The 7,897-nt window shown below is 32.3% G+C and carries 7 protein-coding genes; 1 reads left to right on the forward strand and 6 read right to left on the reverse strand.

Translation table 11 applies throughout. From position 1 onward, the window contains the following. Nucleotides 1-53: 53 nt before the first annotated feature. Nucleotides 54-758, forward strand: coding sequence for a methyltransferase domain-containing protein (locus SULYE_RS04000; protein ID WP_007546750.1), 705 nt, complete (start codon nt 54-56; stop codon nt 756-758). Nucleotides 759-984: 226 nt separating this feature from the next. Here the strand turns inward: SULYE_RS04000 and SULYE_RS04005 are convergent, their stop codons facing one another. The 6 genes from SULYE_RS04005 to SULYE_RS04030 all read right to left on the reverse strand — a co-directional run. Then, on the reverse strand, nt 985-1,260 hold the full coding sequence (locus SULYE_RS04005) for a M48 metallopeptidase family protein (protein ID WP_007546752.1): 276 nt from the start codon (nt 1,258-1,260) through the stop codon (nt 985-987). Then, complete coding sequence (locus SULYE_RS04010; protein ID WP_007546754.1) at nt 1,257-4,160, reverse strand: type I restriction endonuclease subunit R; 2,904 nt, start codon at nt 4,158-4,160, stop codon at nt 1,257-1,259. Before SULYE_RS04010 ends, SULYE_RS04005 begins: the two co-directional genes overlap by 4 nt. Before the next feature lie 12 nt (nt 4,161-4,172). Continuing rightward, a complete protein-coding gene (locus tag SULYE_RS04015; protein WP_007546756.1) occupies nt 4,173-5,438 on the reverse strand; it encodes a restriction endonuclease subunit S in 1,266 nt (421 codons plus the stop codon). Further along, entirely contained in the window at nt 5,438-6,961 is a 1,524-nt protein-coding gene (locus SULYE_RS04020; RefSeq protein ID WP_007546758.1) for a type I restriction-modification system subunit M, read from the reverse strand. Before SULYE_RS04020 ends, SULYE_RS04015 begins: the two co-directional genes overlap by 1 nt. A 251-nt stretch (nt 6,962-7,212) precedes the next feature. Beyond that, nucleotides 7,213-7,635 (reverse strand): DUF2231 domain-containing protein, encoded by a 423-nt coding sequence (locus tag SULYE_RS04025; protein WP_007546759.1) that lies wholly within the window; start codon nt 7,633-7,635, stop codon nt 7,213-7,215. Between the two features lie 12 nt (nt 7,636-7,647). Continuing rightward, nucleotides 7,648-7,897, reverse strand: a 250-nt coding sequence (locus SULYE_RS04030) for a magnesium transporter (RefSeq protein WP_007546760.1), incomplete at its 5' end; no start/stop codon positions are given.

Raw genomic sequence — 7,897 nt, forward strand, 5'->3', positions numbered from 1 at the left:
ATTAGACTCAAATCATGCACCATTTTTAGAAAGGGATATTTTCCAGTACATTGATGATTAAAAAAAGAATCAGTCAATCTTTTTCAAAATCTTTCAGGACTTATCAAAATAAAGCAATCATGCAGAAGCAAACAGCTACCATACTGTCCGAAATGGCTGAGGATTTAACCGGTTTAGGTATAGATTTAGGCTGTGGAACAGGTTTTTTATACGAGAGTTTAAGAAAAAAAATGATAGGCGTTGATATATCTTTAAAGATGTTAGAAATCTACAAATCAAAAAATCCTTTGGCAATCGCAGGAGATATAGAAAAACTTCCATTTAAAAATAATGTATTTGATTTTGCAGTTTCTAATTTTAGTCTACATTGGACAGATTTAAAGATAAGTTTAAAAGAGATAAGCAAAGTCTTAAAACAAAATGGCATTTTTTGCTTTTGCATGCCAATTGAAGGAAGTTTAAAAATTGTTGAGAATATCTTAGGAAAAAGAAATTATGATTTTTACTCTGAAAAAGAAGCTATAGAAATACTCAGTGGATATTTTGAAATAATTATTTCATTCCATAAAGAGTTTAAACTTGAATTTAAAAATGGGTTAGAGCTATTAAATCATCTTCACGAAACAGGTTCAGCCATCGGCAAAGAAGGTTTAAGCTTAGGCGAAAAAAAGAGAATTTTTGAAAAATTTAAAAATTACAATAAAACAGCGGTGCTGAATTTTAATGTATTGTTTGTTAAAGCTTTAAAGAGAGAATAAAATTAAGGTAATTCCTCAATTTATTCCACCTAAACATTTATATAAGAGTGCTGTAAAAACTTTCGTAAGCTTACTTTTCCGTGTCATCCTGAGGCTGTAAAGCCGAAGGATCTCTTTTTTGATTTTTTGATTTGAAAAGAAGAATATGAGATTCTTCGCTTCGCTCAGAATGGCAGTGTAGATTTTTGGAACAGCCTCATATTGATTTTTGCAAGCAGCTTCTTATCTATTTAATCTTTTCAGCTTCTTTTAGATAGATATCAAGCATTAGCTTAAACATTTTGTTATGGGTTGGATATCTTAAATGAAGCAGTTCATGGACGATCACATAGTCAATAAATTCCAAACTTTGACATAGTAGCTCTTCGTTAAAGCTAAGTCTTCCATTACTTGAACAGCTTGCCCATTTTCTTTTCATTTTTCTAATTTGTATTTCCTTTGGATTAACGTTTATAATCTTAGCCCAAGATAAAACCCTGTCCTTAAACTCTTTATTACTCATGCCATTAAATGACCCAAGATTTTTTCAACGATTTTTTTCATAACTTCATCCTGTACATTTCCATCCAGGATCCTATACATTTCTATCTTTAAGTTTCTTTTTTGTTCTTCGCTAACTTTCCAATTTTTAAAATCATTTAATGCATTAAATATTTCTTTTGCCACATTTTCCGGGTTTTTAATCTCCGGGAAGTCTTTTAAATCGTATTCTATCGTCTGAAGTACTGGGTCTTTTTCTTCTTTTTCAAAATTTAATTTATCTTCAATAAGTTGTTTTAGTTCTTCTAACATTTGGTGAGTTTCTATTTGTCTTAGATTGTATCTTTCTTTTAAGTCTTGTAATTTTTCTTTAAGTGGTTTGACGTATGGTTTTTTCTCTTCTTCCTCCTCCTCTAAATCCTTCTCTAAGCTTTTTACAAGGTTATAAATATTTATCGTATCATCGCCTGCTTTTAGTCTTTTAATAAGTTTATCGTCTATTTCATATATATCTTCTGAGATAAAGTCAATTCTTACACTACTATGTTTATAAATAAGCTGTTTAACTTTTTCTGATAGTTCTTTTTCAGCTGGTAAGACAGGTTCAAACAAACTTTTTGCTACTTGGTATATATTTGTTAGCTTTTCAAACTCATCTAAGTAAGGGCTTAAAAATGGGTCTGGTGAAAGTATGTCATATATATCTTTTATTTTTCTGTATAAATTTTTAAATTCGTGATATTTATTCTCATCGGCTCTAAAGTAGTCTCCGATTGCTTGAAGTCTATTTTCAGGCTTGATGATTTCAAGATACTTGATTACAGGCTTTGCATTTTCTATTAGTTCTACAAACTCTTCTTTAAGTTTTTCTATGTCTTGGATAGCTTGAGCTATTTCTGATAGGTCCTTTGAATCAAATTCAAGCGCTTTTTTTAGGTCTGATAATATTCCTACAAAGTCTACTATCAAACCTGCAGGCTTTTTTAAACCGTCTTTTTCATATGGTCTGTTAACTCTTGCTATGGTTTGAAGCAATACATGGTCCCTCATGATTTTGTCTAAATAGAGACAGTATAAGATTGGTGCGTCAAATCCTGTTAAAAGTTTGTCTGTAACGATTAGTATTTTTGGAAGCTTGTTAGGGTCTTTAAAGTTTTCTCTAACTTGTCTTTCTTGCTCTGGGTCTAAATGATGTTCTTTTAGTTCTTTGTCATCATTGTAGTATGGACTTATTACCACTTTTGAGTATTCAGGTGGTAGGTATTTATCAAGGGCTTTTTTGTATAAAACGCATGCTTTTCTGCTTACAGCAACCACAAAGGCTTTATATCCGTTTGGTTCTACATTTTCTCTAAAGTGTTTTGCTATAACTTTTGCTATCTCTTCTATTCTTTTTTCGTCTTCTAAGATTATTTTTGAACTTAGATTTTCTATTGCTCTGTCAAGCGTTTCCACATCATCGGCTTTATTTTTAAGAGCTTCTAAATCTTTTTCTAAGATCTCTTGATTGATTAAATATTCGTTTGGAGCATGGGTATAGTGAAGTCTAAGAGTTGTGCCGTCTTTTATAGATTCTGCGATGCTGTATTTATCAAGATAAAGATTTTCATCGTCTTTGCCAAAGGTTAAAAACGTGTTTGCCTCTCCTGTAGCTCTTGGCGTTCCTGTAAAGCCTATGATTGTAGCGTTTGGCAATGCTCCCATTAGATGATTTCCTAAATCTCCGCCTGTAGTTCTGTGTGCTTCGTCAATGAATACAAAAATATTTTTTCTTGTGTTGAGATTTGGTGGAAAGTCATCAAACTTATGAATGGTTGAGATTATCAATCCTCTGAAATCTTCTCTTAAACGTGCTTCTAAATCTTTTTTACTTTTTGCCCTTTCTACCGGTAATTTTGCTGATTCTATATTTTTAAATAATTGTTGCTCAAGCTCGTTTCTGTCTACTATCATTAAAATGGTTGGATTTTGGAATTTTGGATTTTCCATTATAAGCTTTGCTGCGGTTATCATCGTAAGGGTTTTACCTGAGCCTTGAGTATGCCAAATTAAACCTCTATATTTATCCTCTTCTTCTGCTCTTTGGATAATTTTTTCAACCGCTCTTATTTGGTGTGGTTTTAGTATGACTTTTTGAAGTTGATTATCCTTATAAAGAAATTGTATATAATCTAAAATTAGTTTTATGGTTCTTTGTCTATCAAAAAACGATTCTATAAGCCTTTTGTAGTCTCCTTCTTGTTGTTCTCTGTAGTTATAAGTGTCTTTAACTGAACTAAACCATGTTGGACCATATGAAAAGTGTAGGTTATTTGTTATTACAAATGCTTGTAAAAGTTTAAGTATTTCTTTACTTTCTTCGTGATATCTTTTAACTTGATCAATACCTTCATCTATAGCATTATCTTTTTTTGGACTTTTATTTTCTTGGAATATAACAGGTATTCCGTTGATGAAAAAGACTATATCAAATCTATTTCTGTATTTTCCGTTTGTAATTGTAAACTCTTCTATTGCGTGAAATGTGTTATTTGATATATTTTCTGTGTCTATGAATCTGATGTTTAAATCTCTTTTTTCTTTTGATGAATAAAATGGCTTTTCTCCTCTAAGATATTTCCAAGCTTCATAGTTTCCTTGTATTGATGGGGGTAGTGTATCTAACTGTTTTAAAAGATTGTCTATTTCTTCATCTGTTAGGAATGGGTTTAGTTTTTTGATTTGTTGTTTGAAGATTGGTTCTAATATTATCTGAGTTTCGCTTGTTCTTAATTCATTTAATTTGTCTTTTTGGTTTTCTGTAATTACTTCCCATTTGAGTGTGTAGGTTTCTGTGTCGTATTTTACTGTTTCTTGTTTTAGATAGTTAAGTGCTGGCTTTTGGACTGAATTTTTTTCTGTCATTTTAGGATTATATTCCATAGCTTTTGACCTCTATGTTTTTGCTTTCTTAACTCTAATTTTTCCTGTCATAAGCTGTTGTAGTAGTGTTTTAAATAGGTTTTGTAGAGCTTCTTTTTTCTTTTCTTCTGCTTGGATTTTTTGGTCTATGGTTGTTAGAATGTTGGCTATTTTTTGTTGTTCGTCAAGGGGTGGAAGGGGGATTGGGATTTTATTTAACTTAGAAGTATTTAGAGTATTTCCTTTTATCGCTTTGTCTTGCAAATTGGAGTAATCAACGGCTGGTAGATAGTAAAATAAAAACTCTTTTAAAACTTTATTTTCTTTCGGATAGATTGAGATAATAGCCTCATTATGATAAGCATCTACGTTTAATATTGCTGTTCTTCCGATTGTTAACTTGAAACTCATTAATAACGTTCCTGCTGGAGTTAATTTCTCTTTGAATATTTCTTTATGTGCTTTTTCGGAAACCATCTCAGATGTATTGTTAATATATGGATTTTTCATATCTGAAATACTAACCCAATAATACTTTCCATTTGTCCAATAATCTTTATTTTTTCTTGGCGGAGTTCTACCAATTTTGAAATTTACTATATCGCCCAATCTCACAACTTCCCAATCCTCTGGAATTAATCCGATTTCAGACTCTTTTAATTTAACTTTATCAATCTCGTCAACTGCAACAGCTCCATATGTAAAAAGATGCTTCATCATAGACTTTTTAAGCTGTTTTGTAGCATTTATAACTTTTTCTGTTTTTTCTGTAGTATTTTGGACAGTAGAAAGAATATCAGTAATAGCCTTTTGCTCTTCAAGTGGTGGAAGGGGGATTTTAAGTCTTGCTAAATTTTCCTTATTTATAGCCTTAAATACTGAGCCATAACTTTCTTTTTCTATTAGATGTTTAAAAAACAAAAGAGAATAAAATAAAAATTCATTTATTCCGTTTTTCAAATTTAAAGATGCTAATCCTCTACCAATACAGTAATCCATATTAGCAATATTTACATCTCCAACAGGTGCTCTTACAGAGATTAACACGCTACCTTTTTTAGCTATTTTCAAGGGTTTTGTTGTATATTTTATATGTTTTGGACTAATATTACCAAATTCAGCCTTTCCTTGAAGAAATGGTATTCCTTTTCCATAGGTGTTATATGTATCGCCTGGTGGTGATTGTCCCATTGTTATCTCTGCAACCTCTCCCAATCTCATAACTTCCCAATCTTCTGGAATTAAACCTATTTCAGTTTCTTTAAATTTATTTTCTACAACTTCCATAACTTCCCTCATCAATACCTCAATCCAAGCTCAGATAAAACAGCTCTTAATTTTTCCTCTGCTTCTCTTCTTTCCTCTTCAGCTTCTAAAAGCTCAACCATAGCCTCATTTAAATCTAAAATCTCTTCCTCTCCATTTATAGCCACATACCTTGAAGGACTAAGATTATAATCATTTCTTGCTACTTCTTCTTTGCTTACAATCTTACTTAATCCTTCCCTCTCTTCCCAATTTTTATAAATTTCATAAACCTGCCTAATACCCTCATCAGTCAATCTATTTTTAGGTCTTTCTTTTTCATACAAGCTTGACGCATTGATTAATAAAATTTGGTCTTTATGCTCTTTGTTCTTGTTGATTACAATAATAACACCCGGTGCAGTTGTATTATAAAATAAGTTTTCTGGAAGAAGAATTACAGCCTCTATTAAGTCATTATCTACAAATTTCTTTCTTATGTCCCTCTCTTTGTTAGACCCAACATTTCCACTACCTCTTGAAACGCTACCGGTATCTAAAACTACTGCAATTTTTCCATTTTCTCTTAAAGACGCATACATATGCTGAATCCATCCCCAGTCTGCTGAGCTTGAAGGCGGTATTCCAAACTCAAATCTTTTATATGGGTCGTTTTTATAAACTTCTTCAGAAAAATTTTGGTTCCACATAGGATTTGCGGTTATAACATCAAACTTTTTAAGGCTTCCATCACTTTCTTTAAATGCTGGATTTCTCATTGAGTCTCCAAGTGCTATTTCTGTATTTTCCATATCGTGTATAAAAGCATTCATTTTTGCCATTGCGTAGGTTGTATGGTTTATTTCTTGACCGAAGAACCTTAAAGGTATTGCATCTTTTTTATCTTGATACTTTTCTTTAAATCTAAGATAACATTTAATAAGAAGTCCGCCGGAGCCACAGCATGGGTCATAAACTTCGTCCCCTTCCTTAGGGTCAAGGATTTTTGCCATCAAAATGCCAACTTCCTTAGGAGTATAAAACTCTCCGGCACTTTGTCCAGAACCTTCTGCAAACTTTCTAAGCAAATATTCATAAGCTCTGCCAAGAATATCCGGCTCAACATCATTTAGTCCAAGCCTGTGTCTGCTTAATATATTTATAAGCTCTTTTAACCTGTCATCATCTATAATTCTTTGCCCTGAAACTGAAGCGTTAAAATCAACTATGTTTATCACACCTTCCAGCTTAGGATTTTCTTTTGCCACTTCTCTAACAGCATCAGTTAAGTACTCTCCAATCCTAACACTTTGAGCTTTAATATTTTTCCATCTTGCTTTTTCCGGAATGTAAAACCTTACTATGCTATGGTCCATTTCTACAATTTTTAATGCTCTTTCTCTGCTTCCAAATTCACTTTCTAATCTACTAATCTCGTCATCAAACACATCTGATAAACGTTTTAAAAATATTAGTGGCAGAATATAATCTTTGTATTTATTAGCCTCAACAGCTCCACGAATAGCAGATGCCGCCTCCCATAGCCAATTTTCAAGGGTTCCAATATCAAGCTTCATGCAGTCCTCCAAATGAGAATTTTTTATAAAAATTATACTATTCTTAATACTTCGCTTCGCTCAGAATTACACCATTCGGAAGTTCCTCGTCATCCTGAGGCTGTAAAGCCGAAGAATCTCTTTTTCGATTTTTTGATTTGAAAAGAAAAACACGAGATTCTTCGCTTCGCTCAGAATGACAGTGTGGATTTTGGAACAGTCTTACTCTCTTTTTAATCTGAGGTGTAAGTCCAAAGGATCACATTTTCAAACTACTTTAACCATGGTGTAATCATGTTTTCATAAACGATTGAACCGCCAAGTTTTCCTTGAATAAATAAAAGAACAACGCCAATTATCAATAGGATTGTAAATACTAAGTTAAGTGCTTTTGTTTTGGTCATTATGATTCTTACGATAGCTAATATAACAAAATAAAGTGCAAGAAGTAAGCCAAGTTTTTGATGATAGCCAAAAGCCTTAATCTCTTCAAGCTTTGTTTCTATTGGTTCGTGAGCTATAATACCGGTTATGGTAGCAACAACAACAGCCAAAGCAGACAAGAATGTTAATACCAAATGCAGACTGTCTAACTCTTTTTTGTTTATCGTATAAAACAGATGAATGATTAATAGCATTAATGGAAAAGCTATTGCAAAATGTGTAAATGGTGGGTGAATTGCGATTGTCTCCATGATACTGACCTCCTATAAATTTAAGTAATGTATAAAGTATGTTGCAACAGATAGATATATTGATATTCCAACAATATCTGTAATGGTTAATGCTAAAACACCGGTTGCTAAGGTTGGGTCTTTACCCATTTTATCCATAATATACGGTATTAAGCTACCAATCAAGCCGGCTATAACTATGCTAAAAAATAAAGCAATTCCAACTATCATTCCAAGCTTATGGTTGTTTATCCATAAAGAAGAGATTAAACCAACCAACAAT

Origin of the sequence: Sulfurihydrogenibium yellowstonense SS-5 (genome assembly GCF_000173615.1) — a bacterium.
GTDB lineage: Bacteria > Aquificota > Aquificia > Aquificales > Hydrogenothermaceae > Sulfurihydrogenibium > Sulfurihydrogenibium yellowstonense.